This window comes from Hymenobacter sp. NBH84, from assembly GCF_014217645.1.
GTDB classification, from domain to species: Bacteria; Bacteroidota; Bacteroidia; order Cytophagales; family Hymenobacteraceae; genus Hymenobacter; species Hymenobacter profundi.
Genome location: NZ_CP043644.1, coordinates 754,519 through 780,760, shown reverse-complemented (window position 1 = coordinate 780,760; position 26,242 = coordinate 754,519). Strand labels below are relative to the sequence as shown.

At 56.6% G+C, this 26,242-nt stretch carries 17 protein-coding genes; 3 read left to right on the top strand and 14 right to left on the bottom strand.

Annotated features, from left to right (window positions below; translation table 11 throughout):
* The first annotated feature begins 2 nt into the window (after positions 1-2).
* The 3 genes from F1C16_RS03310 to F1C16_RS03300 all read left to right on the top strand — a co-directional run bounded on the left by F1C16_RS03310 (position 3) and on the right by F1C16_RS03300 (position 3,694).
* On the top strand, positions 3-980 hold the full coding sequence (locus tag F1C16_RS03310; protein WP_185282950.1) for an arabinan endo-1,5-alpha-L-arabinosidase: 978 nt from the start codon (positions 3-5) through the stop codon (positions 978-980).
* A gap of 177 nt (positions 981-1,157) precedes the next feature.
* On the top strand, positions 1,158-2,708 hold the full coding sequence (locus F1C16_RS03305) for an alpha-N-arabinofuranosidase (protein ID WP_185282949.1): 1,551 nt from the start codon (positions 1,158-1,160) through the stop codon (positions 2,706-2,708).
* Between the two features lie 20 nt (positions 2,709-2,728).
* Positions 2,729-3,694 carry a glycoside hydrolase family 43 protein gene (locus tag F1C16_RS03300; protein WP_185282948.1) on the top strand — a complete coding sequence of 322 codons (966 nt, stop codon included), beginning with the start codon at positions 2,729-2,731 and terminating at the stop codon, positions 3,692-3,694.
* Positions 3,695-3,858: 164 nt separating this feature from the next.
* On the opposite strand, the gene F1C16_RS03295 is transcribed toward F1C16_RS03300, so the two are convergent.
* From F1C16_RS03295 to F1C16_RS03235, 14 genes are all read right to left on the bottom strand, one after another.
* On the bottom strand, positions 3,859-5,445 hold the full coding sequence (locus F1C16_RS03295) for a glycoside hydrolase family 32 protein (protein WP_185282947.1): 1,587 nt from the start codon (positions 5,443-5,445) through the stop codon (positions 3,859-3,861).
* Between the two features lie 34 nt (positions 5,446-5,479).
* Positions 5,480-6,373 (bottom strand): carbohydrate kinase, encoded by an 894-nt coding sequence (locus tag F1C16_RS03290; protein ID WP_185282946.1) that lies wholly within the window; start codon positions 6,371-6,373, stop codon positions 5,480-5,482.
* Positions 6,374-6,600: 227 nt separating this feature from the next.
* Complete coding sequence (locus F1C16_RS03285; protein ID WP_185282945.1) at positions 6,601-8,403, bottom strand: NPCBM/NEW2 domain-containing protein; 1,803 nt, start codon at positions 8,401-8,403, stop codon at positions 6,601-6,603.
* 116 nt (positions 8,404-8,519) lie between these two features.
* The gene (locus F1C16_RS22775) at positions 8,520-9,038 is read right to left on the bottom strand and encodes an alpha-L-arabinofuranosidase C-terminal domain-containing protein (protein ID WP_258049011.1); all 519 of its coding nucleotides are present in this window, start codon (positions 9,036-9,038) and stop codon (positions 8,520-8,522) included.
* A complete protein-coding gene (locus F1C16_RS03280) occupies positions 9,035-10,600 on the bottom strand; it encodes a carbohydrate binding domain-containing protein (RefSeq protein WP_219733391.1) in 1,566 nt (521 codons plus the stop codon). The genes F1C16_RS22775 and F1C16_RS03280 overlap by 4 nt, the downstream gene beginning before the upstream one ends.
* Positions 10,601-10,743: 143 nt before the next feature.
* Positions 10,744-12,447 (bottom strand): sodium/solute symporter, encoded by a 1,704-nt coding sequence (locus F1C16_RS03275; protein ID WP_185282944.1) that lies wholly within the window; start codon positions 12,445-12,447, stop codon positions 10,744-10,746.
* 45 nt (positions 12,448-12,492) lie between these two features.
* Positions 12,493-13,983, bottom strand: coding sequence for an L-arabinose isomerase (gene araA / locus F1C16_RS03270; RefSeq protein ID WP_185282943.1), 1,491 nt, complete (start codon positions 13,981-13,983; stop codon positions 12,493-12,495).
* A gap of 122 nt (positions 13,984-14,105) precedes the next feature.
* Positions 14,106-14,807 carry an L-ribulose-5-phosphate 4-epimerase gene (locus F1C16_RS03265; protein ID WP_185282942.1) on the bottom strand — a complete coding sequence of 234 codons (702 nt, stop codon included), beginning with the start codon at positions 14,805-14,807 and terminating at the stop codon, positions 14,106-14,108.
* On the bottom strand, positions 14,804-16,510 hold the full coding sequence (locus F1C16_RS03260) for a ribulokinase (RefSeq protein ID WP_185282941.1): 1,707 nt from the start codon (positions 16,508-16,510) through the stop codon (positions 14,804-14,806). The genes F1C16_RS03265 and F1C16_RS03260 overlap by 4 nt, the downstream gene beginning before the upstream one ends.
* 195 nt (positions 16,511-16,705) lie before the next feature.
* A complete protein-coding gene (locus F1C16_RS03255; protein ID WP_185282940.1) occupies positions 16,706-17,902 on the bottom strand; it encodes an aldose epimerase family protein in 1,197 nt (398 codons plus the stop codon).
* 304 nt (positions 17,903-18,206) lie between these two features.
* Positions 18,207-19,910, bottom strand: a complete 1,704-nt coding sequence (locus F1C16_RS03250; protein WP_185282939.1) for a family 43 glycosylhydrolase — start codon at positions 19,908-19,910, stop codon at positions 18,207-18,209.
* 34 nt (positions 19,911-19,944) lie between these two features.
* Entirely contained in the window at positions 19,945-21,036 is a 1,092-nt protein-coding gene (locus F1C16_RS03245; protein WP_185282938.1) for a family 43 glycosylhydrolase, read from the bottom strand.
* 101 nt (positions 21,037-21,137) lie between these two features.
* Positions 21,138-22,682 (bottom strand): RagB/SusD family nutrient uptake outer membrane protein, encoded by a 1,545-nt coding sequence (locus F1C16_RS03240; RefSeq protein ID WP_185282937.1) that lies wholly within the window; start codon positions 22,680-22,682, stop codon positions 21,138-21,140.
* A gap of 63 nt (positions 22,683-22,745) precedes the next feature.
* Positions 22,746-25,916 (bottom strand): TonB-dependent receptor, encoded by a 3,171-nt coding sequence (locus F1C16_RS03235; protein ID WP_185282936.1) that lies wholly within the window; start codon positions 25,914-25,916, stop codon positions 22,746-22,748.
* Positions 25,917-26,242: the final 326 nt, after the last annotated feature.

The following is a 26,242-nucleotide window of genomic DNA, read 5'->3' as shown; positions in this document are numbered from 1 at the left end:
ATATGAAAAAGCATTTACTGTGGCTGTTTTTGCTACTGAGTTACCAGTTGCAGGCCCAAACGCCGCTTATTCCGGCCCACGATCCGGTGATGATTCAGCAAAATGGTACCTACTACATGTTCTGTACCGGGCCGGGCATTGCCGTATGGTCGTCGAAAGACCGGCAGCACTGGCAACCGCAGAAGCCGGTGTTTGCGGCGGCGCCTGCGTGGGCCGTGAAGGCCATTCCGGGCTTCAAGAACCACATTTGGGCACCCGATATTTCATTTGCCAACGGCCAATACAGCTTGTTCTACTCGGTGTCGGCCTTCGGAAAGAACACCTCGGCTATTGGGCTGGCCACCAACAAAACGCTAGACCCTACCTCCCCCGACTTCAAATGGGTGGACCACGGCCTGGTAGTGCAATCGGTGCCGGGCCGCGACATGTGGAACGCCATCGACCCCAACCTGGTGCGCGACGCGGCCGGTACGCCGTGGCTGACGTTTGGCTCGTTTTGGGATGGTATTAAGCTGGTGCAACTGCGCCCCGACCTCACAGGCCCCGCCGAGCCGCAGCAATGGCGCACCATTGCGCACCGTCCCCGCAACCCCAAGCTGAACGACTCCCTACCCGGCGACGGGGCCATTGAAGCGCCCTTCATCTTCAAGAAAGGCAAATATTACTACCTGTTTACCTCATTTGACTACTGCTGCCGCGGTCCGCAGAGCACCTACAAAATGATGGTAGGCCGGGCCGAAGATGTGCGTGGCCCCTACCTCGACCGCACCGGCGCCCGCCTCGACCAGGGCGGTGGCACGCTGGTATTGGAAGGCGATAAAAACTGGTATGGCGTGGGTCACAACGCGGTGGCTACCTTCGATAACACCGACTACCTCATTTTTCACGGGTACGATGCGAACGATAAGGCACACCCCAAACTGCGCATAGAAACCATGCGCTGGGACGCAGCCGGCTGGCCAGTCGTTAGCACCAAATAACGGCCAGCGGTCTGGTTGTTTTTTACACAATCGATTGCGCGATTGTAAAATCGTTTTACCTTTACCAGCGGCGAGTTTCGATATGCGTTGCCCACTATGCACTTTCCGAACTGCTTACAATAAGCAGCGCCTACCTAAACTCGCCAGTGAATCATTACTCCATCACCAACCCACCACATGCGCTATAAACACCTATTATCGGCGGCGGGCCTTAGTCTGACTGCTCTTGCTGCTTCTGCCCAAACAGTGCAAATGACCGTGCAACCCGGCGACCCCAAACTCATTGTTAGTAAGCACATTCAGGGGCAGTTTGCCGAGCACCTGGGCCGCAACGTCTACGGGGGCTTTTGGGTTGACAAGGACCTGAATGTGCCCAAGAAAGGTCGTATTCGGATGGATATTGTGGAGGCGTTGCAGAAAATTCACGTGCCCAACCTGCGCTGGCCCGGCGGCTGCTTTGCCGATACCTACCACTGGCACGACGGCGTGGGCCCTGCCGCCCAGCGCCCCAAAATGCTGAACCTGTGGTGGGGCAACACCCTGGAAGACAACAGCTTTGGCACGCACGAGTTTTTGGAACTGTGCGACATGCTGGGCACCGAGCCCTACCTGGCCGCCAACGTGGGCAGTGGCACGGTGGAGGAAATGAGCAACTGGATGGAATACCTCAATTCCAACGAGGACACGCCCATGGTGCAGGAGCGCAAGAAGAACGGCCACGCCGAACCTTACAAGGTGAGCTGGTGGGGCATTGGCAACGAAAGCTGGGGCTGCGGCGGCAACATGACGCCCGACTACTACGCTGACGTATATAAGCGCTACGCCACGTTTGCCCACGACTACCCCGGCACCAACCTGAAAAAGATTGTGAGCGGCGCCAACGGCGACGATGCCAACTGGACGGAAGTGTGCATGAAGAAGATACCCACCAACATGATGTGGGGCCTCACGCTGCATTACTACACCCTACCCACCGGCAGTTGGAGCGGTAGCAAGGGCGCAGCCACGGGCTTTGATGAGCAGCAGTACTTCAACACCCTGCGCAACGGACTGAAAATGGACGACATCGTGACCCGGCACGCGGCCATCATGGACAAGTACGACAAGGAGAAGCGCGTGGCGCTGCTGGTAGACGAGTGGGGCATCTGGACCGACGTGGAGCCCGGCACCAACCCCGGCTTTCTGTATCAGCAGAACACCCTGCGCGACGCGCTGCTGGCCGGCACTACCCTCAACATCTTCAACAACCACTGCGACCGGGTGAAGGGCGCCAACCTGGCCCAGGCCGTGAACGTGCTTCAGGCCCTGGTGCTCACCGACAAGGAGAAGATGCTGCTCACGCCTACCTACCACGTCTTCGATCTGTACCAGGTACACCAGGATGCGCAGTACATGCCCCTCGACTTCAAGAGCCCCGATTACGTGATGGGCAATGAGAAAATTCCGGCTCTGAACGCTTCGGCCTCCAAGGATAAGAACGGCGCGGTGCACATTTCGCTGGTGAATCTTGACACCAAAAAGACTATCAATCTCGAAACCGCCCTACCCGGCGTGAACTGGAAGAATGTGTCGGGCCGTATCCTGACTTCGAATAGCGTGAGCGACTACAACACGTTTGAGAAGCCGAACAACCTCAAGCTGGCTGAGTTTAAGGGCGCCAAGAAAAAAGGCGGCAACCTGACGGTGGCCCTACCGCCCAAGTCAGTGGTTGTGCTGGAACTGAAGTAGGTATCGTCTAAAAAAATCGCATGAAACTCGCTTTTCTACCCTTGCTGCTGGCCGCTACTAGCGCCTTAGCGCAAGCCCCCGCTACCCTACCCCCGCGCAAACCCGGCAGCAATCCCATCATCCTCGAAAAATATACCGCCGATCCAGCCGCGCTGGTGCAGGGCAACACCGTGTACCTCTACACCGGCCACGACGAAGCCCCGCCCCGGCAGGAGCGCTACGTGATGCACGAATGGCTGTGCTACTCCTCTCAGGACATGGTGAACTGGAAGGAACACCCTTCGCCGCTGAACGTGAAGGAGTTTGCCTGGGCTAAAGACGATGCCTGGGCCTCGCAGGTAATTGAGCGCAACGGCAAGTACTACTGGTATGCGGCTGTAGAGCACGGCACCATTCCAGGCAAGGCCATCGGGGTAGCCGTGGCCGACAGCCCGATTGGCCCGTTCAAAGATGCCCGCGGCTCTGCGCTGATTACCAACAACATGACGGAGAGCAAAATCTCCTGGGACGACATCGACCCCACGGTGTTTATCGACAAAAAAGGTCAGGCCTACCTGTTCTGGGGCAATACGGTGTGCCGCTACGCCAAGCTCAAACCCAACATGACGGAGCTAGACGGTCCCATCCAAACCATTGAGGTGCCGCAGTTTACGGAGGCGCCCTGGGTGCACGAGCACAACGGCTGGTACTACTTGAGCTACGCCACTGGCTTCCCCGAAAAAATTGCCTATGCCATGAGCCGCAGCCTCACCGGGCCGTGGGAATACAAGGGCATCCTGAACGAAATAGCCGGAAACTCCAACACCAACCACCAGGCTATCATCGATTTCAAGGGCAAATCGTACTTCATCTACCACAATGGCGGGGTGAATACCGGCGGCAGCAGCTACCACCGCTCCGTCTGCATCGACTACCTCTACTACAACAAAGACGGTACGCTTAAGCGCGTGCAAATGACTTCGGAAGGCGTGCAGCCAGCGAAGTAGAGTACACGGCAAACCTGTTAAGCAAAGCGTCGCGCAACAGACCGTCATTCCGAGCTTGCCGAGGAATCTCGCGTGCTGACAAAGGTTACTACCTATCATCAGCACGCGAGATTCCTCGGCAAGCTCGGAATGACGGTCTGCTTTTACATGCCTACCCTACTTACCTACCGTGCGCCAACGGTAGGCGCTTTGCCGGCCGCTTCAGTAGTCAGCGGTGTGCTGCTGATTTGTTGAAATGTGATGCCTTCTGCTGATCGTAATTTGATAGCAGTTAAGGGCTTATTGGCGAAAAAGATGCTGGTCATCACCGTCAGGCCCTGATCAGCGAACAGCTCCACGGAGGCCGCATCGAAGTAGAGCGTTAGCTCGGTGCCGGCGGCCGTGCTCAGGCGCGGGGCCACGGCCCTACCCACGAACTTGGGACTGAAGCTGTTCTTGCCTGCCTTGCTGCGGTCGATGAAATACTGATTGGCGGCTTGGTCATAGCCTAGCACCAGTTCCTCGCCGGCCGTGTTGCTTAGCACTAACTCAAAGCTCGCTAGCTGGTTAGTGCTGAGCGTCAGGCGGTGCTTGTCGGTGGTGCTGTTGAGGCGGGCGGTGAGGTCGGTGGGGGCTTTGGCCGTTACGTTTTGCAGGGTGGTGGTTTTGCCTGTTATGTTCCGCAGCTCGGCGGCGGGCTGCGAGGTGAGGTAGATTTCGCTACCCACCTGGCGCAAGCCTAGCTCGCGCGGGGTGGTCATGGCGCTGCGCCAGGGCGAGGTAGGCACCTGGTTGGCGTATTCCCAGTTGCTCATCCAGCCCAGAAACAGGCGGCGGTTGCCGGTGTTGTTCCACGTTACGCCGGCGTACTCGTCGGGGCCGTAGTCGGCCCACTTGGTTTTGCCGTTGAGGGGCGTGAAGGTTTTGCCATCAAACTGACCCACAAAGTATTGCGTGGCCGATCCGCCGTTGGGTCCGCCGGGGTTCAGGTTGACAATGAGCACCCAGTAGGTTTTGCCGTTGAGCGTGAGCGGAAACAGATCGGGGCACTCCCACACACCGCCGTGGGCGCCCAGCTTTTCACCGAACTCACTGAGTTTGGTCCAGTCCTTAAGGTTTGGGGAAGAGTAGAACGTGATGCGGTCCAGGGTAGCCAGAGTCATCACCCACTGCTTGCTGGGCGCGTGCCAGCTCACTTTCGGGTCGCGAAAATCCTTGATACCAGGATTTTTCAGAACCGGGTTCTGCGCATACTTCTGCCAGGTTTTACCCCCATCAAGACTATAGGCTAGGCTTTGATGCTGGTAGGTACTGGTGCCAGCCTTTTCGCCTTTGGGGTCGTGGTGGGTGAAGATGGCTACCATAGCGTTCTTACCAAAACCTGCTGTGTTATTGGCATCTACCACCGCCGAGCCCGAGAAGATATAGCCCAGGCTATCGGGGTAGAGGGCAATGGGCTGCTCCTGCCAGCGCACCATATCGGGGCTGGTGGCGTGGCCCCAGTGCATGGGCCCCCATACCATCCCTTTGGGGTAGTACTGAAAGAACAAGTGATAGGTGCCCTGATAATACACCATCCCATTGGGGTCATTCATCCAGTGCGCGGCCGGCGTGAAGTGGTAGGCGGGGCGGTACTGTGGCGTGGCTGGCGGCACGGCGGCAGAATCTGCTGGCGCAGCGGAAGCTGTGGCAGCGCTGGTCGTGGTTCTGGAATCGGAGCTGCACGCCGCCAAGCCGGCAAAGGCCAGCAATAGAAAGAGCGAGTATTTCATAAGCAGGTTTGGAGAGTGGGTGGGAACGAGCAAGCTACTCCGTGCGGGTTTTCAGCAGCGCCGCTACATCGGCCTCCCCAATGGCGGGAGTAGCGCCTTGGAAGGTAGCCACCAGCGCCCCGGCGGCGCAGGCAAAGCGCAGCATGGTGGCCGGCTCGTCGCCGGCCAGCCAGCCTTTCAGCAGGGCCGCCAGAAAGGCATCGCCGCTCCCGATGGTGTCGCGTACTGTGACGGGTAGGCCGGGAGCACGGTAGAGCTGGCCGCCGGTGTAGAGCAACGCCCCTTCGGCGCCGCAGGTCACGCACACCGCCTGCAACTGGTAGTGCATGGCCAGCCACTGCATGGCGTCGGCGCGGTCCTGCCGGGTTTCCTGGCCCAGCCACTGCATCACTTCAGCCAGTTCGTGGTGGTTCAGCTTTACTAAGTTGGCTTTGCTGAGCAGATGCAGCGTGGTTTCCGGAGTATAGTACGGGGGGCGCAGGTTCACATCGAACACCCGGAAGCGGGCTTTTTCGAGCAGGCGGTACAGCGTCTCGCGGCTATCCTCCTGGCGGGCGGCCAGGCTGCCGTACACCAGCATATCGGCCCCGGCTACCAGGTCGGCCAGCTCCGTCTCGTATTGAATATAGTCCCAGGCCACGGGCTGCACAATCTTGTACACCACCTCGTGGGCGTCGTCTACGTTGGCTTTCACTACCCCCGTCAGGTGCGTGTGGCTTTGCTGCACATGGGCCGTACTCAGGCCTTTCGATTTGATAAATGCCAGCAGTTCCCGGCCCAGTTCGTCGTCGCCCACGCGGCTGATGAGCTGCACGGGTTGCCCCAGCTGGTGCAGGTGCACGGCCACGTTGAAGGGCGCCCCACCCGGCTGCTGACCGGTAGGCAGAATATCCCAAAGAACTTCGCCGAAGCAGATAACAGTGCGCATGGTTGTGCTATAGAGAGTTGGAAATTGATGCGAAAAGAAGCTAGCCGGGTAGTTGTCATTGTATTGAAACGTTTTGCTATATCTCCCCAAGCCGCTACCGTTTTGTTGTTAATGTAAAGAGAATACCAACAAGCACTCACATTACGCATCACAACGCCCTCCTGGCACCAAAAACGCCCGGCCAAATTGGCCGGGCGTTCTACCTTATAGACAGGTCGATGTTTGGGTTATTTCTTTTCGATTCGATACAACTTGGCACCATGCCGCCGCACGTACGGCGCAAACTCGCCCGTCGCCGGTGCCAGTTCCTGCCCCGACCACAAGTCGCGCACAGTGCAAGTGCCTGTGAGGCCCAATTCGCGCAACGACACCCGCACCTGCGCCGAATCGGCGGGGGCGGGCCGGTAGGGGCTTTGGGTGAAGATCAGGAACTGCATGGTTCCGCCCGTGTTCTGCATGGCACCGGCCTGATCCAGTCCCACGCTACCCGTCAGGCGCGTCATGCCGGCCGGCACTTCGTATTCGATAATGGAGTTGGCGTGCGTGCCAATACCGCGCGCGTAGGTCTTCCCTCCTACCCCCAATTCTCCACCCGACACACTTTTATTGACGGTGGTTTTGCCCCAACCCGCCGATGCCGTTTTCCACGGCACGGTAGTGAGGTCCAGCGTTTTGCCATTGCCAGTGAGGGTAGGCGCCAGCCAATTGGCGTGGTCCCAGGCGCTGCCGTCGCCACCATCGCGCACGTTGAGGTAAAGCGTGCGGGCACCTTTCAGGTCCACATCCAGCGCTTTGCTCTGGCCAGGCGTCTGGCGACTGATGGTGCCGCTGTTCCACGCGGCAGCACTGGCTGGCAGCAAGTCTTGGTCCTGGGCGTTGAAAACGGCCAGGTACTTCGCGCCGGTTTTCGGGTCGTCGGCGGTCCAGGCCACTAGGTCGTTGCGGCGGAACAGCTGGCGGTTGTTGGTGCTGGTGTTCAGCACATTCAATACCTCTTTGTTGGTCAGCAACGACAGCGTAAACGGGTCGTTGCTGGGCAGGTCGCCGCCAAACATCAGTGGAGAGCGGAAGATGCTCCACAGCGTCATTAGCGTGTACTGCTCGTCGCGGGTGAAGCGCGTCATACGGTCGTCGCCGCGCTCGGCCCTAATGCCCAGGCGGCCCATCGGCAGCATATCGGCATCGGGCCAGGCACCAGGCTGGCGGTAGGGATTCCAGCGGTTACACACGTCAAAATGCTCTTTCAGCTGCTCCCAACTGTCCCAGAAGTCGCCCACGGTACGCCACATATTGGCATGCTGCTGAGCGTGCTTGGCGTTGGCAACGGGTGTTTCGCCCGGCGACATGCTCAGCACAATCTTCCTACCCGACTTGTCAATAGCCCGCCGAATCATCTCAATCTCCGGCGCGTGGTAGGGCTCCGAGAGGTCGTCTACCTTCACAAAATCCAGCCCCCAGCTGGCATAGAGCTTAAATAGGGAATCGTAATACTCCTGCGCACCGGCCCGGCCCGCCACCACCGTGTACATATCGTGCAGCCACGCGGCTTGCCCTTCCTTGGCGTAAATATCAGCCGCGGTGGCCTTGCTTCCTAGGATGGGTAGGCGGCGCTGCACGGCCACTACCGGCACACCCCGCATGATGTGAATGCCAAATTTCAGTCCCTTGGCGTGCAGATAATCGCCCAGCGGCTTGAAGCCTTTGCCGCCCGCCGCCGATGGAAACCGGTTGACGGCCGGCACAAACCGCCCGTACTCGTCAATGTTGAAATCGGGGTCTTTCTCGTTGTAGCCGTGGGCTTTGTCGTTGCTCACGTACCAACGAATGTCCACTACCACATACTCCCAGCCACTGCTTTTCAGATGTTGGGCCATGTAATCGGCGTTGGCCTTCACCTCGGCTTCGGTCACGGTAGGGCCGTAGCAGTCCCAACTGTTCCAGCCCATGGGCGGGGTAGGTGCCCACTGATGGAAGTCGGAAGTAGGCGCTGTTTTCTGAGCGAAAGTCGCAGTGCTGCCAGTCAACAGCAAAGCAGTTAGGATACGTTTGGTGGAATGAATCACTAGGGCTGGTGGATTGCGGAAAGTAACAGATATACTGCGAAGAAAAAGAAGGGGCCAGCATAAGATGCTGGCCCCTACCCTCTTTACTTTTTGCCAGGGATGCGCAACACCGTGAAGGAGTTGGGCGCCAGCGTGTAGCTTACTGCGCTACCCGAGCTTACCCGGAAGGTTTCCTCTTTAGGAGCCAGCTTCATGGGCTCTTTCAGACTGTTTTGCATCTGCAAATCGTTGCTAGCCATTACGATAGCCTTGCCGGTTTTCCCTACCTTCTTGGCTCCGGCCAGGTTCAGGGTCACGGGGCGGGCGGTGGTGGAGTAGTTGATGAGCTTTACTACCACGTCGCCAGCCGGGTCGTCAGTCACAGCACTCACGAACAGGTTGTCTTGGCCGTTTTTGGCGTTGCCGGGCAGCTGCACAGGCAGAATAGTGGTGCCTTTGTTGAGGCTAAATAGCTTCTGCACGTAGTAGCTGGGCGTGCCATAAGAGTTCAGGTTATCGAACCAAATCATGTCGGGCGTCCACTGCCACGCGTCTACGTGGGCAAACAGCGGCGCGTAGGACGCCATTTCCACTACCTCGCCGTTACGCTCCAGGCCCGTCATAAATGCAGCCTCAGAAATGGCGCAATCCCAGGTATTCTTGTTTTCGGGCTGGCAATGGCTACACTTTGCGCGGCATACTCACCAGCGAAGATCTTGGGACCTGTGCGAGGGTAGTTGTCGTAGCGGCCCACATTTTGGCGGAACCACTCCGGCTTAGCGTAGTAGTGCTCGTCAATCAGGTCGGCCTTCAGCTCCCGAAACTGTGCGGTAGCGAATTTGAATCGCTCGTCTCCTGGATCGGGGCCAGAGCTGGCTACCAGCTGAATGTTTGGATACTTCGCTTTCAGTGCTTTTACGAATGGCTTGTAGCGCTCAATGTATTGCGGGCCCCACTGCTCGTTACCAGCGCCAATCATTTTCAGGTTGAAGGGCGCTGGGTGGCCCATGGCGGCGCGCTTGGCCCCCCAGGGGCTCGTCACGGGGCCATTGGCAAATTCCACCAAGTCCAGCGCATCCTGAATAAAGGTATCCAGGTCGATGTCGTCGGCGTGGTTGTGGGCTTCGGCGCCAGTTACTACAGCACTTGGGCCGCCGGGCGTGGTGGCGCTCAGGGGCGCCTGCTCGGCAGAGTTGAACTGGCAGGCCATTCCGATATTCAGGATGGGTAGGGGCTCGGCACCCAGGTCTTCGGCCAGCTGAAAATACTCGAAGAAGCCCAGCCCAAAGGACTGGTAGTAGTCGGGTGTATAGCGGTGCGTAAATTCGGTGTTCCAGCGGTTAATCAGCGAAGCGCGGGAGTTCACGTCGCCGATAGTTTCCTTCCACTGGTAGCGCTGGGCTAGCGTGCGGCCCTCCACGATGCAACCGCCAGGAAAGCGCAGGAAGCCAGGCTTCATGTCCTTCAGCAGCTGCACCAAGTCGGTGCGCAAGCCGTTGGGGCGCTTCATCCAAGTATCCTTCGGGAACACCGATACCACGTCCAGATCAGCGGTGCCGGCACCTTCCACGGTGATTTTCAGGTGCGCTTTGCCGCTGGTGGCACTGGGGCGCAACACGCCGGTATACTGCTTCCACTCGTTTGTGAGGCCGCCTACCTTGGTTTGAGCCAGGGCCTGCCCTTTCTCATCTTCCAGCGTCACGGTCAAGCCGCTGATGCTGCCGGGGCCGCGCCGCGCATACACCGAGAAGTTGTAGTCTTCGCCCTGCTTCACGCCCATACCCCGGAAGCCCTCGTTGGTGAGGCCGGCATCGGGGCTATTGGTGCGAGCGGTCAGGCGCAGATAATGCGTGTTCGATTTGCTGATGGGCTGCTCGCTAAGCACGATATACTCGGTGAGGGCCGAGCCGCCTTTGATGGCCTTCCAGCCAATGAGTTTGTCGTCGGTTTCGAAGGATTTATTCTTCACCAGCTCCGGGTACAAGCCCCCGTCGGCCGCAAAGTTGATGTCCTCGAAGAACAGGCCGAACATATTCTTCGGCACTGGTGCTACCGGCTTATTGACCTGCACCGTAATCGTAGTCGGTGCTTGCGCAATCGATTGTGTGGCGCCAACAAAAAAAAGCCCGCCGAATAGGGCTGCTTTCGCGAGGCGAGAAAAAGAGTGAGTGGGAGTAGCAGTCATAGGTATGAGTAAGGGTTAAGCAGAAGCTTTAGTTTCCTTGAAAGCGATATTACAACTTTTTTTAGATACAAAAGCCCCGGCAATGCGACATTCTATAAAGAGAAAATGTCGTTTCGCCGGGGCTTTATACAGCTAGGCGGAGTTTACCAAAACTTGACGTACAACGCCGTAATCATCAGCAAGGTAATGACAATCAGCGTCATGATGCTGGGGCTTACCCGGAATAAGCTCCGATCCAGGTGCAAAGCTTTCGGATTAATAACTGGACCGAGCAGGCTCATCCCAATCATCAGAGCAGCCGTGAAGGCAAATGAGAGGCCCATGCAAATCAGGAAAGGAATTTCGTAGCTGCCATGCCCATTAGGAAAGGCTGAATACAGAATGGTTTCAGGGCCGAATACAGATACGGCGTAGTTGTTGAAGAATACCGACAGAACAAAGCCCGCCAACATCCCGGCAATAGCAGCCTGGGCGGTGGTGCGCTTCCAGAACATCCCCAGTACAAACACGGCCACGATACCGGGCGAGATAAAGCCTGTGTACTTCTGAATGTAGGTGAAGCCGCCTTCACCACCAATACCCAGCAAGTCCTTCCAAGTGAGGCCGATAGCCATCACGGTAGCCGCCATCACCGTCAGGCGACCAATCCAGACTAGTTGCTTCTCGTCGGCTTCGGGCTTGAGGTAGCGCTTGTAGATGTCGAGCGTGAAAATAGTAGAAATGGAGTTGGCCTTACCAGCCAGCGAGGCCACAATGGCAGCCGTGAGGGCCGCCAACGACAAGCCCTTCAGGCCGTTGGGTAGGAAAGTCAGGATGGCTGAGTAGGCGTTATCGGCGTTGAAGTTGCCACCGGGAGCCATTTCACCTTGCAGACCGCCGTTTTTGTGCAGCACGTAAGCGGCAATGCCGGGCAGCATCACAATCACGGGCATCAACAGCTTCAGCATACCAGCAAACAGGATACCGGTACGCGCCGTTTTTAGATCGGCACCCAGGGCGCGTTGCGTGATGTACTGGTTACAGCCCCAGTAGTTCAGGTTCACAATCCACTGACCAGCAGCGTACATGGCAATACCCGGCAGCATCAGGTACTTGTTGATCTCCACCTGCGGCGTGTCGGCCGTGGGCTTTTCAAACATCAAGTGGAAGTGGTCACCAGCATCGCTCATCATGGCGTTGAAACCAGCAACGGCATCGTGGCCCAGCCCAAACCGCTCGCTTACCAGCGTGAGGGCCAAGTAGGTAGTAGCCAGACCACCAACAATGAGCACGGCCACCTGGATTACGTCGGTATAGCCTACCACCTTCATGCCGCCAAGGGTGATAATCACTGCAAACACCGCTAGGGCTACCATAATCAGGTGGAAGCTTTCGCCACCGCCTACCAGGTTGCTGATGGCCAGCGCCCCGAGGTAGAGAATGGATGTGAGGTTGACCAGCACGTACAAGAACAGCCAGAAGATACTCATAATCAGGCTCAGAGTAGCGTTGTAGCGCTGCTCCAGAAACTGCGGCATGGTGTAAATCTTCTGCTTGAGGTAAATCGGCATGAAGAATACGGCTACCACAATCAGCGTAATAGCCGCCAACCACTCGTACGCTGCCACGGCCACCCCTACCTGGAACCCGTTGCCCGACATACCAATAAATTGCTCTGCCGAAATGTTGGAGGCAATCATCGACGCCCCGATAGCCCACCACGTGAGCGAACCCTCCGCTAGGAAGTAGTCCTGAGTGGTCATCTGAGCTTTCTGCTTGCTCTTGTAGACATAGAAGCCATAGGCCGCAATGCCCACGATGTAGAGCAGAAAGATGGATAAATCTAACGTGTTAAAGGTGTTCTGCATGCGGATTTAAAAACGGGTAGGAAAGTGAGTGAATAGCCGAGGGGCCTAACGCCCCCCGAAAGCTACTTCATTATAGCGTAATTCATTCTTGAAATTGCGCAATTTTGTATCGGCATCGATTACGAGAAACTCAATGCCAGCCATTTCCGCAAAATCTTCCAAGTACTCTACCGTCAGGTTTTGGCTGAAACCCGTGTGGTGAGCACCACCAGCCAGAATCCAGGCAGCTACGCCAGTAGCCATATCCGGCTTCACTTTCCAGAGCACGCGGGCTACGGGCAGGTTGGGCAGTTCGTGCTCGGGCGCTACGGCTTCTACTTCGTTTACAATCATGCGGAAGCGGTTGCCCATATCCACGATGGTGGCGTTCAGGCCTTCGCCGGCGGGGCAGTTGAATACCAGGCGCACGGGGTCGGCTTTGCCGCCAATGCCTAGCGGATGAATCTCGGCGCGCACTTTGCCCTCCGCAATGGTAGGGCAGATTTCGAGCATGTGTGAGCCCAATACCTGGTTGTTGCCGGGCGCGAAGTGGTAGGTATAATCTTCCATAAAGGAGTTGCCGCCGGGCAGGCCGGCGCCCATCACTTTCATGGCGCGCACCAGGGCAGAGGTTTTCCAGTCGCCCTCGCCGCCGAAGCCGTAGCCCTCAGCCATCAGGCGCTGGGTAGCAATGCCGGGCAACTGGGCCATGCCGTGGAGGTCCTCGAAAGTATCGGTGAAGCCTTTCGCCTTTTTGTCTTGCAAAAACTGGCGCATGCCAGCTTCAATCTTGGCTGCTTCGCGTAGCGACTCGCGCTGGCTGCCGCCTTCTTTTAGCGTATCAGCCAGCTCGTATTCGCGCTCGTAGGTAGCCAGCAGCTCGTCAATCTGGGCGTCGGTCACGGCATTTACTACCGCTACCAAGTCGCCGATGCCGTAGGTGTTCACGGAGTAGCCAAACTTGATTTCGGCTTCTACCTTGTCGCCTTCGGTTACGGCTACGTAGCGCATGTTGTCGCCGAAGCGCACGAACGCGCCGCCCTGCCAGTCGGCCCAGGCGCAGGCCACACGGCTCCACACGCTCAGTTGGCGCTGCGTTTCCTCGGCTTCCCAGTAGCCCACAATCACCTTGCGCTTCACACCCATACGGGCCGTGATGAACCCAAACTCCCGGTCGCCGTGCGCCGACTGGTTGGTGTTCATGAAGTCCATGTCAATCTCACCCCACGGAATGTCGCGGTTGAACTGGGTATGCAGGTGGGCCAATGGCTTCTTCAGAATTTTCAAGCCGTTGATCCACATTTTGGCCGGCGAGAACGTATGCATCCAGGCAATCAGGCCCACGCAGTTTTCGGCTACGTTGGCTTCCTGGATGAGCTGGTAAATTTCCTCTGGCGTCTTCAGAATAGGTTTGAAGACGATTTTGATGGGCAGCTTGGTATCCAGCTCGGCAGCAATTTGCTGGGAGTGTGCGGCTACCTGCTCTAGCGTTTCGGGGCCGTAGAGGTGCTGGGTGCCAGTGATGAACCAGGCTTCGTATTGTTTGAGGTCAAGCATTGTTTTTAGCTGTTAGCTATTAGCTGTTGGCTGATAGCTTTTAAAGGTTGAAAGCGACGTAATAGAATGGGCAAAAACGGGCAAAAAGCTATTAGCTAACGCCAATAGCTAACAGCTCCATTTTAGCTCTGTCCGTAGTAGGAGTTTGCACCGTGCTTGCGCTCATAGTGCTTTTTGATGAGAGAGTCTTTCAGGCGGGGCACGTCGGGGCGGAGTGTGCTGCTGAGGTAGGCCATGCGGGCCACTTCTTCCAGCACAGCGCTGTTGTACACGGCTTTTTCCACGGTTTTGCCCCACGTGAAGGGCGCGTGGTTGCTAAGCAGCACCATTTCTACCTCCGTAGGCGTCAGACCACGCCGTTGAAATTCGTTGATGATCTGCCAGCCCGTTTGGTGCTCATAGTCGCCGGCAATCATGGCATCTTCCATGGGGGGGGCGCAGGGCACGTCGGCGGTGAGGTGGTCGGCGTGGGTGGTGCCTAGCACCGGAATATCCAGCTGAGCCTGGGCCCAGGCCGTGGCATAGGTGGAGTGCGTGTGCACAATGCCACCAATTTGCTCCCAGTGGCTGTAGAGCACAGCGTGGGTTTTGGTGTCCGACGACGGCCGCTTCTCCCCTTCCACAATCTTATTAGCGAAGTCAACAATCACGATGTCCTCGGGCCGGAGCGTGTCGTAGGGCACGCCACTGGGCTTGATGGCAAACACCCGATTTTCGCGGTCGACTACGCTGGCGTTGCCAAAGGTGAAGAGCACCAACCCCAGCTTGGGGAGCTGCATGTTGGCATCGTAGCAGGCTTGCTTTAGGTCTTGGTACTGACTCATGCGGTAGCAGTGGCCGTTTCTGCGGCCTGTTTGTCGCCCAGGGTAGCCGTTTCTACGAACTGCCCAAAGGCCTGGTATTTCTTGTAACGAGTGGCGTAATCGGCCACGCGGTCGGGCTGGGGCGTGTAGGTTTCGGCAAAGCCGCTACCCATTGCGCGCTGTGCTGTGAGCACATCGGGGTGGACGCCAGCCGCTACGGCGGCGTACATGGCTGCGCCTAGAGCCGGGGCCTGCTCAGAGGTAGCAATCTTAATGGGGCGATCAAGCACGTCGGCCAGCGTCTGCATGGCAAAGCGCGACTTTTTAGCCACACCGCCAATGCCAATTACCTGCTTGATGGCGATGCCTTCGCTCTCGAAGCGCTCTACAATCTGCTTGGAGCCATAGCAAATGGCTTCTACCAGCGCCCGGAACACCTGCGGCGCCCCCGAGCCCATGGTCAGACCCATGATGGCACCTTTCAGCGCTTGGTTGGCGTCGGGCGTGCGGCGGCCGTTCACCCAGTCCAGCGCCAATACGGCCGACTCTTCGGGGTCAATTTTTTCGGCGGCGGCGGTCAGCTCCACAATCAGGTTGCCGCGCATTTCCTCACGCAATGCCTCCATCTGTTCCGATGAAATCACCGTGGATTTGGGCAGCATGGTACGTAGGGGCCAGTCGATGATCTGCGTGAACCACGCCAGCAGGTCGCCAAAGGCCGATTGGCCAGCCTCCAGGCCCAGCATGCCGGGGATTACGGAGCCATCTACCTGGCCGCAAATGCCCTGCACCAACTTGTCGCCTACCTCGGCGGTGGGCGCAACCACAATGTCGCAGGTGCTGGTGCCCATTACCTTCACCATAGAGTAGGCTTCAATTTCGCCGGCCACGGCGCCCGCGTGGGCATCAAATGAGCCCACGGCCACTACCGTATCGGTAGTGAGGCCCAGGCGCTCGGCCCACTCCGCGGAGAGCGTACCGGCTACCTGGTCGGCGGTATAGGTTTCCTCAAACAATCGGTTGCGTAAACCGGCAAGTTTCGGCTCCAGTAAGGTCAGAAACTTCTCGGAGGGTAGGCCGCCCCAGCTCTCGTGCCACATGGCCTTATGGCCGGCGGCGCAGCGGCTGCGCTTGAACGTAGCTAGGTCCTGTCCGGTGAGTAGCAACGTCATCCAGTCGCAATGCTCCATCCAGGAGTAGGCGGCCTGGGCAACGGCTTCGTCTTCGCGCACTACGTGGGCAATCTTGGCCCAAAACCACTCCGAGGAATAGATGCCACCCTCAAACTGCGTGTAGTCGGGGCCACCCCAGGTGCGGGCTTTCTCATTGATTTCGGCGGCTTCGGCCAGGGCCGTGTGGTCTTTCCAGAGCACGAACATGGCGTTGGGGTTTTCCTCGAAGCCGGGCGTGAGGGCCAGCGCTACCCCCTGCTCATTCACGGCACCAGGGGTAGAGCCGGTGGTATCAATGGCAATGCCTTTGATTTGCTCGGCCGGCACCTGCTGGGCTACCTGGCGCACGGTGGCTTCCAAGCCCTCAATATAATCGAGGGGATGCTGGCGGAACTGGTTTTTCTGGGGGTTGCAGTAGGCACCCTGCTTCCAGCGGGGATAGTAATGCACGGCCTGAGCTACCTCGTCGCCGGTATGGGCATTCACGAGGAGGGCGCGAACCGAGTCGGTGCCATAGTCAAGACCGATGACGTAGGCAGGATGGTCAGTCATGAGGTAATTGTTGATTGCGTACTAGACTAGAGAAAACCAGCACATCATTTCGACCAGCAGGAGAAATCTCGCGTGCTCCCGGCAATTTCTTGACGTGTAATTAGCGCTGCACGCGAGATTTCTCCCGTCGGTCGAAATGACGTGCTGGATGCGACGTTCTGGCGGCGGGCGGCGGCAAGCCGACCCTACTGGCGTCTACTTGCGCACCCCGAACTTGAAGATGGTAGTTGATTGTAGTGTGTCGCCGGGCTTCAGCGTGGTGCTGGGGAAGGCAGACTGGTTGGGCGAGTCGGGGAAGTGCTGGGTTTCGAGGCAGAAACCGGCGTTTTTGCCGTACGTGACATTGTTTTTGCCGGTGAGCGTGCCATCGAGGAAGTTGCCGGTGTAGAACTGCACACCTGGCTCAGTAGTGGTTACTTCCAAGGTGCGGCCCGTGGTAGGCTCGTATACTGAGGCGGCCTGGTGCATGCCGCTGGGGTTGTTCAACACCCAGTTGTGGTCGTAGCCGCCGGGCACCTGCGCAATCCGCTCGCCAATGGCGTGGGGGGTCGTAAAGTCGAAGGGGGTGCCCTTCACTGGGCGTAGCTCGCCCGTGGGAATCAGTTGGTCGTTCACTACCGTGTAGCGGTCGGCCGGAATCATCACCTGGTGGGCCAGCACATCCTTGCTCTGCCCCAGGGCCAGGTTGAAGTAGCTGTGGTTGGTGAGGTTGACGGGGGTAGCCTTATCAGTGGTAGCCGAATAGTCGATTTTCAGCTCGTCGTTGTCGGTGAGGGTGTAGACCACCGTCACCTGCAAGTTGCCGGGGAAACCTTCTTCACCATCTTTGCTCAGGTAGGTGAGCGTCAGCGTCTGGCCATCGGCCGAGGAACCCGGCTTGGCTTCCCATAGCACCTTATCAAAGCCCTTCTTGCCGCCGTGCAGCGTGTTCTGCCCATTGTTCTGGGGTAGGGAATACGTCTGGCCGTCCAGCGTGAACTTGCCGCCTTTAATGCGGTTGCCGTAGCGTCCTATCAGCGCTCCAAAGTAGGGCCCCGATTTCAAAAACTCTGGGCTCTGGTACCCGCCTACTTTGTCGAAACCCAACACAATATCCCCTAGCTGCCCGCTTTTGTCGGGTACCATCAACGAGGTAATGGTACCGCCGTAGTTGGTGATGGTGGCTTTCAGGCCATGGCCATTGGTAAGGGTGTAAAGCTGGGCTTCGGTGCCCTCGGTGGTGTTGCCGAAGGAAGTGGAAACGGGCATAGCAGCAGAAGTTTGGGTGGAGTCGGCAGCGGCGGCCGTGGTGGCGCCAGTCTCGTTGGTGGAGGGGTTTTGATTACAGGCGGCTAGTAGCAACGTTGCGAATAGGCCGCTGGCAAGGGAGCTAGCGTAGCGAATGTGTGTCATCAACGGAAAAGAACAGGTGAAGGGATAGGTGGCAAGTAATGAAAACGTATGCAGAAAAACGTAGTGTTACAGATAAAAACGCCCAAGCTGATTTCCTTAAAATGCTTCCGTGTCCTATCCTTTCAACAAGAGTGTCGCGGCTCTCTATTACGCCTTTAAGTGCTAAAAACCCGGATTGCGCACGCGTTTCTGCATATGGTACTGGTTTTCGCGGTGTAAAGTAAAGATTCTATCTTAAGCACACAATCGTTTGTGTATTTAATCTTATTTGGTACAATTCTGTATGACATCGATTACTCGCTACTCAGCGTACTGTCACCTTCTGCACCAAGCGTTTAGCCCCACGTTGCACCTGCACCATGTACATTCCACCAGCCAATTTAGCTTCAACGGTCAATTGCGTTTGCTGCGGCCCAAACTGCTGGTGGTACACTTCCCTACCCTGCCAGTCGAAGATTAGCACGGTGGTTACACTTCCTGTTTTTTGCTCGCCTAAATCAACCGTGAAGTTGCCCTGCTCGGCTGGTATAGGGTAGATGCTGATACCAGTTAGTAACTGACTAGGTAGGGTAGCGGTGGTTACGCCCGCCGGACTCAGCGTCCAGCGCTGGCAGGGGCAACCATTGTAATCCCATAGTCCTAGTTGCTGCCCAGCTATGGTGGAAGCGTTCGGAACCTCTATTACACGATTGCCATTTGCGGAGGCAAACACGAGCGTACCATCGTTAGCGCGGTCGATAGAAAACCGCTGGCAAGTCAACCCATTGTACGTAAAAAGTTGCAGCTTGGCCCCCGCATCAGCCGAGCAGCCCATCACATCCACGGCCAGCCCGCCCAATGCATTCGTGATTTTGTACTCCCCGTTGCCTATAGCCGTGAAGTCCCATTGTTGGCAGGTGAGGCCGCTGGGTGTACCCTGCGCCACCATCTGCCCCGAGGCTCCCGTGCAGCCCCAAGCGTCCCATACGAGGCCACTCAACTGGTTTTTGACTTCGTAGCGGCCGGCGGCTACCCACTCGCGGCTGACCACAGGCCAGCCTGCAGCATCCCAGGTGAGGCGAGCCAGCCCGAGCTTGGGCGCCCCGTTGTCATAGCCATCGTAATAGTGGTGCGAGAAGTAGCTCACGCCATTTTCGGTGAAAATGCCCGCGTGGCCCGGCCCGATATAGCGCCCGGCCGAGCCCAGCACGGTAGTACCGCCCAGGCTGTTCAGGTCCTTACCTTCTTTGTCTAAGAAAGGTCCCGCTGGCGTAGCGGCGCGCCCTACCTGAATATAATATGTGCTATTGATGCCTTGGCAGCAGCTGCCGCGGTTGATGAACAGGTAGTAAAAATTATCATGCTGTACCAGATCGGGGGCCTCTACCCCACCATTGGCCAGCGTATAGCCCGCGCTGCTCAAGGGCTTGCCGGTGGTAGCGTTTAGCTGCGTGGTGCGAATACCACCGAAGAACGAACCATACGTGAGCCACACGTTGCCGCTGGCGTCGCGCAGCACGGCGGGGTCAATAGCATTGGGGCCGCTGCCGGCTACAGAAGAAACCACTTCGCCTTGGTCCTCCCATTTGTAGTTGGCATTGGCAGGGTCCAACGTAACGTTGGTGGCCAGACCTATAGCCGATACTTGCGAACCAAACGTGGAGCACGAATAGTAGAGGTAGTACTTGCCATTCATATAGATGCACTCTGGTGCCCAAAAGTTACCTGCAAAGCCTGGCACCTTGGCATTGATCCAACTAGGGTAGGCATTATTAATAAACACTGCCCGCGGCGAGGGTGTCCAGGTTACTAAGTCCGTAGAGTACATATTATAGATACCCTGTCCAGTCGTAAAGATCCAATACTTGTTGCCCTCCTTCACGATGGTAGAAGGGTCATGCGAACCGTAGAATCCTTGCAGCGCGTAGGTGCGCACGTTGCTTATGCCGATCAGTAACAGCAAGAGTAACAAGCACCGCATGGTACCAACCAGATGTGCGCGAAGCGAAATGAGTAAAGGTGTGGGCATAGCAGTAGGGTTTGAGGAATACGCGCACGAGCTCTTACTCGCCGCTAGGTTTCGTAAGTGCGATATGGATGCCAACGGGCGTCCCAAAATTGGGCATGCCATCGGGGTTCCAGGTGAAGACTTGCATGCGCGGGTTGCGGGTATCATAACAGCCCTGACCTGCACTGGAATTGGCATGATAAATCAGCCAATCCTGCGTACCATCCTTGGATTTAAAAAAGCCATTGTGCCCGGTAGCGTAGGCACGGCTAGCGGGGCTCTGAGAGAAAACCGGCTTGGTCGATTTCGTCCAAGATGCTAATAGCATAGGATCAGCGGTGGCATCGGCTGTCAGCATACCCAGGGAGTAGTAGTCGGTGCCACAAAAGCTAGCCGAGTACACTAGAAACGTTTTACCCCCGTGTTGCAAAATTTCTGGTCCCTCGTTAACGTAAGGCAGCCCTACCATTTCCCAGCTATACTCAGGATGCGACAGCTCCACGCGCGGCCCCGTCAGCGTCCAGGGATTACTCATCAGAGAAATGTAGAGCCGTTGCACAGCGTCTACCCCATTGTGTCCCGACCAAATGAAATAACGCTTACCATTTTGCTCCAGCACGGTTCCATCAATGGCCCAGAAATCGGCAGAAGCGCAGAAGATGCGACCTTTATCAGTCCAGGTGCCGGTAGTGGGATCTGCGGCGCTATTTTCTAGTACCCAGGTCCGTTGCTGCCCCAAATCGGTGCCAGCCGGTCCGGCGGAGTAGTAGAGGTACCACTTATTGTCGAAGTGATATAGCTCGGGTGCCCACAGGTTGCCGGAGGCTGGCCCACTCGCAGGCGGAGCCCAGGCCAGCGTACTCGATACCGTGCCCAGATCTGACATTTTGTTGGTTTTCCAAATGCGCAGGTTGGTATAGGTAGTATTCAGGTAGTAGTACGTGTTCCCTTGCTGGTACACCCATGGGTCGGCGCCGGAAGGTAGCAGCGGGTTGGTGAACGTGGTACCAGCAGCCGGTGCAGGAGCTGGTACTGGAGTAGGCGATACGGGCGAATTGTCGCCTGCGTCGCCGCAGCTCGATAGCACTAGTAGGGCAAGTAACTGCCTACCCTTTCGACTCAGCAACCCGGTATAGAATGTTATCATAAAGCACTTTATACAAGCTATTTGAGTTCATAGAAAGCAACACAGCCGTTTCAAGCTACTGCCCGAAACGGCTGTTTTATTCCCGCTATACCAGTAGCGTATTAGTAGCCAGGATTCTGCTTCACATTGGGGTCAATATCGATATCCCGTTGTGGAATGGGTAGTAGCTTGGAAACACCCAGACGGAAGTTGGTGAAGTCCGAATCGCGGCTGGTTAGCTCCGTGATGCCAGCTTGGTTATCCATTAGCCCATAGCGCAGAATGTCGAACCAACGTGTACCCTCGCCGGCCAGCTCCTTGGCGCGCTCCGTGCGAATAAGCTGGCGCATGGCCTCCTGCGAATAACTACCCGTGAGTGAGGCCAGCCCTACCCGATTGCGCACACGGTTTACCAACGGTAGCGCGTCGCTTACGCGGTTTAGCTCAGTCAGCGCTTCGGCCTGCATCAGCAGTACGTCGGCGTAGCGGATCACGCGGAAGTTAATGCCTGAAGTGAAATCCTCGGGCGTTGTGCGCGTGCGGTCGTTCAGGTACTTGCGCCAGTATTGCTGGTTGGGGTTGTAGTTGCGCTCTACAATCAATTCAGCGAAAGTTTTGCCGTAGAAACGGTCGGGGTTACGAGCGCTGATGATGGACACGTCCCGGCGTGGATCAATCATATGCCGGGTGGTGCTCCCAGGTGCAAATGCAGTGGTAGAGTCGGTGTAGGCGTTCAGCAACCACAGACGAGGTTGCACGTCGGCGAAGCTGTAGTAGGGAGGCCCAAAGAAGTTGGGCCGGTCATACCCTTCCGACGCCGACGCATTGTCCTGGCCCTGACCTACGTCCAACGGTGAGTTTACGTATTGAATCTCGAATACCGACTCGCGGTTGTTCTCGTTGGCATCCGTGAAGTTATCGAGGTAGTTGGCCACTAAGTCGTACTGGCCCGAGCCGATAATCTGGGTAAACAGGGCCGATGCCTCGCTGTATTTACGCTGCATCATGTATGTTTTGGCCAGCAGGGCCTGAGCAGCTCCTTTCGTTACGCGGCCCTTCTCAGCATCGCCGTACGACAACGGCAGATTAGGAATGGCAGCCGTGAGGTCGGCAATGATCTGTTCTTCTATCTGGGCCGTAGTAGCCTGCGGCGCACGGGTAGTCACCACGGGCTCTACCAGAATCAGGGGCACGTTGCCGAAGAAGTAAGCCAAGTCGAAGTACGACAGTGCCCGCACAAATTGCGCCTCCCCGAGCAGACGGTTTTTCAGCGTCGCGTCCATGTCGATATCCGGCACGTGGGTCAGCACCTGGTTGGTGCGGAATATGGTGCGGTAGTAGTCGTTCCAGGCGAAGGACGAGATAAAGAAGTTGTTGTCTGGGGTGATGAAGCGCGTAAAGTTGGCCAGCTCTACAAAAGGGCTCTGGCTGTACGATTCGTCGGAACGGGCAGCCATAAACTGCCAGGAGTGGCCGTAGCAGGCATACTGCTGCAAACCCGAGTAGCAGGCATACACGCCTTTAATGGCATCGTCCTGGGTTTTCCAGAACTGCGAGGTATCGGGAGCGTTCGGATTGCTCTGATCCAATAAGTCTTTCTCGCAGCTCGTAGTCAGCAGCAACCCGCTGGAGAGCAGAAAGAGAGCGGCTATCTTATGTATTTTCATTGGTTTAGTACAGATTGGGTGGGTAGAGCCTGCCCACATATAATGGCAGGCCCACCGCAGTTATTAGAAATTCACTTGCAAGCCGCCAATGAAGCTGCGCACGTTGGGGTAGGAGCTGTTGTCTACGCCGCGGCTGTAGAAGCCTGTGCCGGTCGTCTCTGGGTCGAAGCCCGAGTATTTGGTGAAGGTCACGATGTTACGGCCCGTCACGTATACCCGCACGCTGCCCAGGCTAGGCACTTTGCTGGTTATGCTCGTAGGTAGCGTATAGCCCAGCTGCACGTTTTTTAGGCGTACATAATTGCCATTTTCCAACCAGCGCGTGCTATTGAATAGCGCGTTAGAGGCGGCCGCTTGCCCTAAGTTACCTAAGCCACCACCCTGCAACAGACGCGGTGTAGTGCTCGAAGGATTGTCAACCGACCACGGAGTCACGTCGGCGTCGTAGTTATTGGGGCCGTTGTAGCTTTCCAGCGCCAGTTTGGCTTGGTTGTACACCTTGTTGCCGCTGGAAGACTGCAGGAATACCGACAGGTCGAAGCCTTTATAGGCGGCATTCAAGTTCAAGCCCATCACCAGGTTGGGAATGGATTTGCCTGCGAATACGCGGTCGGCATTATCGATCTTGCCGTCGTCGTTCACGTCTTTGTAACGCACATCACCAGCCGAGGCGTATGGCTGAATAATGGTGCCATTGGAGCTTTTATAATTTGCTACCTCATCATTCGATTGGAAAATACCATCGAACGGAATCAGGTAGAACTCGCCCAGCGACGTACCTAATTGCGAGCGGGTTACCCCTTCGCCACCACCAAACGTTTGTCCTACGGTCGGTACGGCCGTGATTTCGTTTTTGAGTGTTGTCAGGTTGAAATCGGCGCCGTAGGTGAAATCACCTTTTGTCTCGTGGTAGCCCAGGCCCAATTCAAAGCCCCGGTTTTCGATAGTGCCCGCGTTCTGGTAGATGTCGTTGCCGAAGTGACCGAGGTAGGTGAGCACCTGCACTGGCGCCAGCGCGTTGCGGGTTTCAGAAATATAATAATCAGCCGACAAGCTCAAGCGACTGTCGAGCACGCCCAAATCCAGACCAATATTGCGGGTGCGACGGTCTTCCCACCGAATATCGGGGCTGGCCAGTGCCAACTGCGAGGAGCCGTTTACAATGGTCTGGCCGGTGCCGATAACGTAATTCACGTTTTGCCCAATGATGGGGTAGGGCAAGTAACTGCCCCCGTAAGGACCATTCAGCGCATCGTTGCCATTAGTGCCGTAGCTGGCCCGCAGCTTCAGGTTGTTGATAGCCGGCACAGCATCTTTGAAAAAGTCTTCCTCGCTGATGCGCCAGCCTAGCGAGGCTGCCCAGAAATTACCCCACCGGTTCTCAGGGGTGAAGCGCGACGACCCGTCGCGGCGGGCACTCAGCGAGGCCAGATAGCGGTTCTTGTAGTCGTAGGTAGCCTGCCCAAAGAAGGAGCGTTTGGTGTACTCAAACGAGGCTCCTTGCACCACCCCTACCCGTGGGCCAGCGCTTAGCTCGAAGTAATACTGTGGCGAGCTAGTGAAGCCTTGTGCGCCTGCCTGCACGTTGTGCTGCTGAAAGCTTTGCTCTGAGTAGCCCAATAAGGCATTCACGCCGTGGTCACCGATACGCTTGTTGAAGTTCAGCGTGTTCTCAGCCAGCAAGAATAGGTCGTAGCCTAAGAATTCGTTTAGCGACGACGTATTAATGGCGGTGTTCTGCCGTATGATACCCAGTTTCTGCGCATCGGCATTGCTGTAGGTATGGCCATCCATGGCCACATTTAGCCGATAAGTTAGAAAATCAAAGAAAGAGTACTCGGCACTAACGTTGCCTGCCAACCGGTTGTCTGCCTGCGTGCGGCGTAGCAGCGACTGTGCTCCTATAGGGTTGGTAGCAAACGAGTTCAGCACCGATGAGCCCGTACCAAAGCCCCCCGGATTTGCCGGGTCGTATACCGGAATACTAGGAATAATTGTCAACACATCAATAAACGGCGCGCCATTCAGCAGTGTCGTGTTGATATGCGTGAGCTGGGCGTTTTCCTGCAGGCGGAAACGCCCTTTCGTGAGACCTGAGTTTAAACGCAAGCTGTATCGCTTGAAGTCAGGACCTTTCACGATGCCCTCCTGGTGAAAATACTCACCCGAAATCAGGTAGTTGGAGGTATATTTTTCTCCCGAAGAACCGCCCGAAAAGGAGAGGTTGTAATCTTCCAGCGTACCAGTCTGAAAGAATTCCTTTTGCCAGTCGGTATCCACATTGGGGTTGAAGGCCCCGCCGGGACCTTTAACGGCCCCAGCCAAACTGTTTTGGCCGTTGTTGAGCGGGTCTAGGCCAGCATTACGATACGCAATAACAGCACGATCAGCCCACTCGCTGGCATTGGTCAGGTTGTAGGTTTTATACACGTTATCGACGCCCCGGTAGCCATTGAAGCTAATGGATGGCGCCCCCGCCTTACCTTTTTTGGTGGTAATCTGTACTACCCCGTTGGCTCCCCGCGAACCATACACGGCCGTAGAAGAAGCATCTTTCAGGATGTTCAGCGTCTCAATATCATTAGGGTTCAGGTCGCGGATGTTATCCGTCCATAAACCATCGATGATGTACAAGGGGCCACTGCTGGCATTACCCAATGTGCCAATACCACGGATATTGATGATAGGTGTGGCGCCGGGGCCACCCGAGCCCGTTACTTGTACGCCTGCTACCCGCCCCTGCAACGCCTGCGTAACGGTAGGCACCGGAGTCTTATTCGCTTCTTTTACATCCAGCGGCGCCACAGCGCTGGTCACGTTCTGTCGGTTCTCGGTCAGGTATCCTACCACCACCACATCGCCCAAGGCCCGTGAGTCGGGTGCTAGTGCCAGGTTGATTGTGGTGCGGCCGCCCACAGCCACCTCCTGTGCGGCATACCCCACAAACGAAAACACCAGGGTAGCACCGTCGGGTACGGTTAGGGTGTAGCGACCATCGGCATCGGTTTGCGTGCCATTGGTAGTGCCCTTCACTACCACGTTCACGCCGGGTAGGCCGGTTCCTTTCTCATCTACTACACGCCCCGTTACGGGCGCATCGGCAACAGGCAGCAGAGTACCCGTTAGAAAGCCTGTTGCGGAGGTAGCTGCCTGCGCTGCCAAGGGTAGCAAGGGCAAACCACACAATAGCGCCGGAATAGCCAGCCGGCGTAGTTTGGGTATTGTCTTTCTCATAAAGAAGAAAATGGGGATTGAAATTTCAATACTCACAAACGATTGTGTAAAAAAATATCGCAATCGTTTGTGTAGGCAGGGTAAAAAAACAGGCCAAGGCCTTCTGAAAACGGGGGCAGTTGCTTTGAAGTGGCCTGAATCGCATACTGAGGCCTCTCTTACTGCAACTTGTCCCGAAATATAAGAATGTTATCTAAACTTTATCGTTTGTGTAATAGCATAAACAAATTTTTCTCTTTCAAGTAATCAGCAGTATTACAACGTTTGCACTATGCGCCCTCACCTCAACCTACTGTTACACCAAAGCAGTACTTTGGCTGTCAGAA

Coding starts and splice junctions, on each gene's coding strand:
- F1C16_RS03250 (WP_185282939.1), bottom strand. CDS start 19,910: ATGCCCACACCTTTACTCATTTCGCTTCGCGCACATCTGGTTGGTACC.
- F1C16_RS03235 (WP_185282936.1), bottom strand. CDS start 25,916: ATGAGAAAGACAATACCCAAACTACGCCGGCTGGCTATTCCGGCGCTA.
- F1C16_RS03305 (WP_185282949.1), top strand. CDS start 1,158: ATGCGCTATAAACACCTATTATCGGCGGCGGGCCTTAGTCTGACTGCT.
- F1C16_RS03260 (WP_185282941.1), bottom strand. CDS start 16,510: ATGACTGACCATCCTGCCTACGTCATCGGTCTTGACTATGGCACCGAC.
- F1C16_RS03275 (WP_185282944.1), bottom strand. CDS start 12,447: ATGCAGAACACCTTTAACACGTTAGATTTATCCATCTTTCTGCTCTAC.
- F1C16_RS03310 (WP_185282950.1), top strand. CDS start 3: ATGAAAAAGCATTTACTGTGGCTGTTTTTGCTACTGAGTTACCAGTTG.
- F1C16_RS03245 (WP_185282938.1), bottom strand. CDS start 21,036: ATGATAACATTCTATACCGGGTTGCTGAGTCGAAAGGGTAGGCAGTTA.
- F1C16_RS03280 (WP_219733391.1), bottom strand. CDS start 10,600: ATGACTGCTACTCCCACTCACTCTTTTTCTCGCCTCGCGAAAGCAGCC.
- F1C16_RS03265 (WP_185282942.1), bottom strand. CDS start 14,807: ATGAGTCAGTACCAAGACCTAAAGCAAGCCTGCTACGATGCCAACATG.
- F1C16_RS03240 (WP_185282937.1), bottom strand. CDS start 22,682: ATGAAAATACATAAGATAGCCGCTCTCTTTCTGCTCTCCAGCGGGTTG.
- F1C16_RS03255 (WP_185282940.1), bottom strand. CDS start 17,902: ATGACACACATTCGCTACGCTAGCTCCCTTGCCAGCGGCCTATTCGCA.
- F1C16_RS03300 (WP_185282948.1), top strand. CDS start 2,729: ATGAAACTCGCTTTTCTACCCTTGCTGCTGGCCGCTACTAGCGCCTTA.
- araA (WP_185282943.1), bottom strand. CDS start 13,983: ATGCTTGACCTCAAACAATACGAAGCCTGGTTCATCACTGGCACCCAG.
- F1C16_RS03295 (WP_185282947.1), bottom strand. CDS start 5,445: ATGAAATACTCGCTCTTTCTATTGCTGGCCTTTGCCGGCTTGGCGGCG.
- F1C16_RS03290 (WP_185282946.1), bottom strand. CDS start 6,373: ATGCGCACTGTTATCTGCTTCGGCGAAGTTCTTTGGGATATTCTGCCT.
- F1C16_RS22775 (WP_258049011.1), bottom strand. CDS start 9,038: ATGACGGGCCTGGAGCGTAACGGCGAGGTAGTGGAAATGGCGTCCTAC.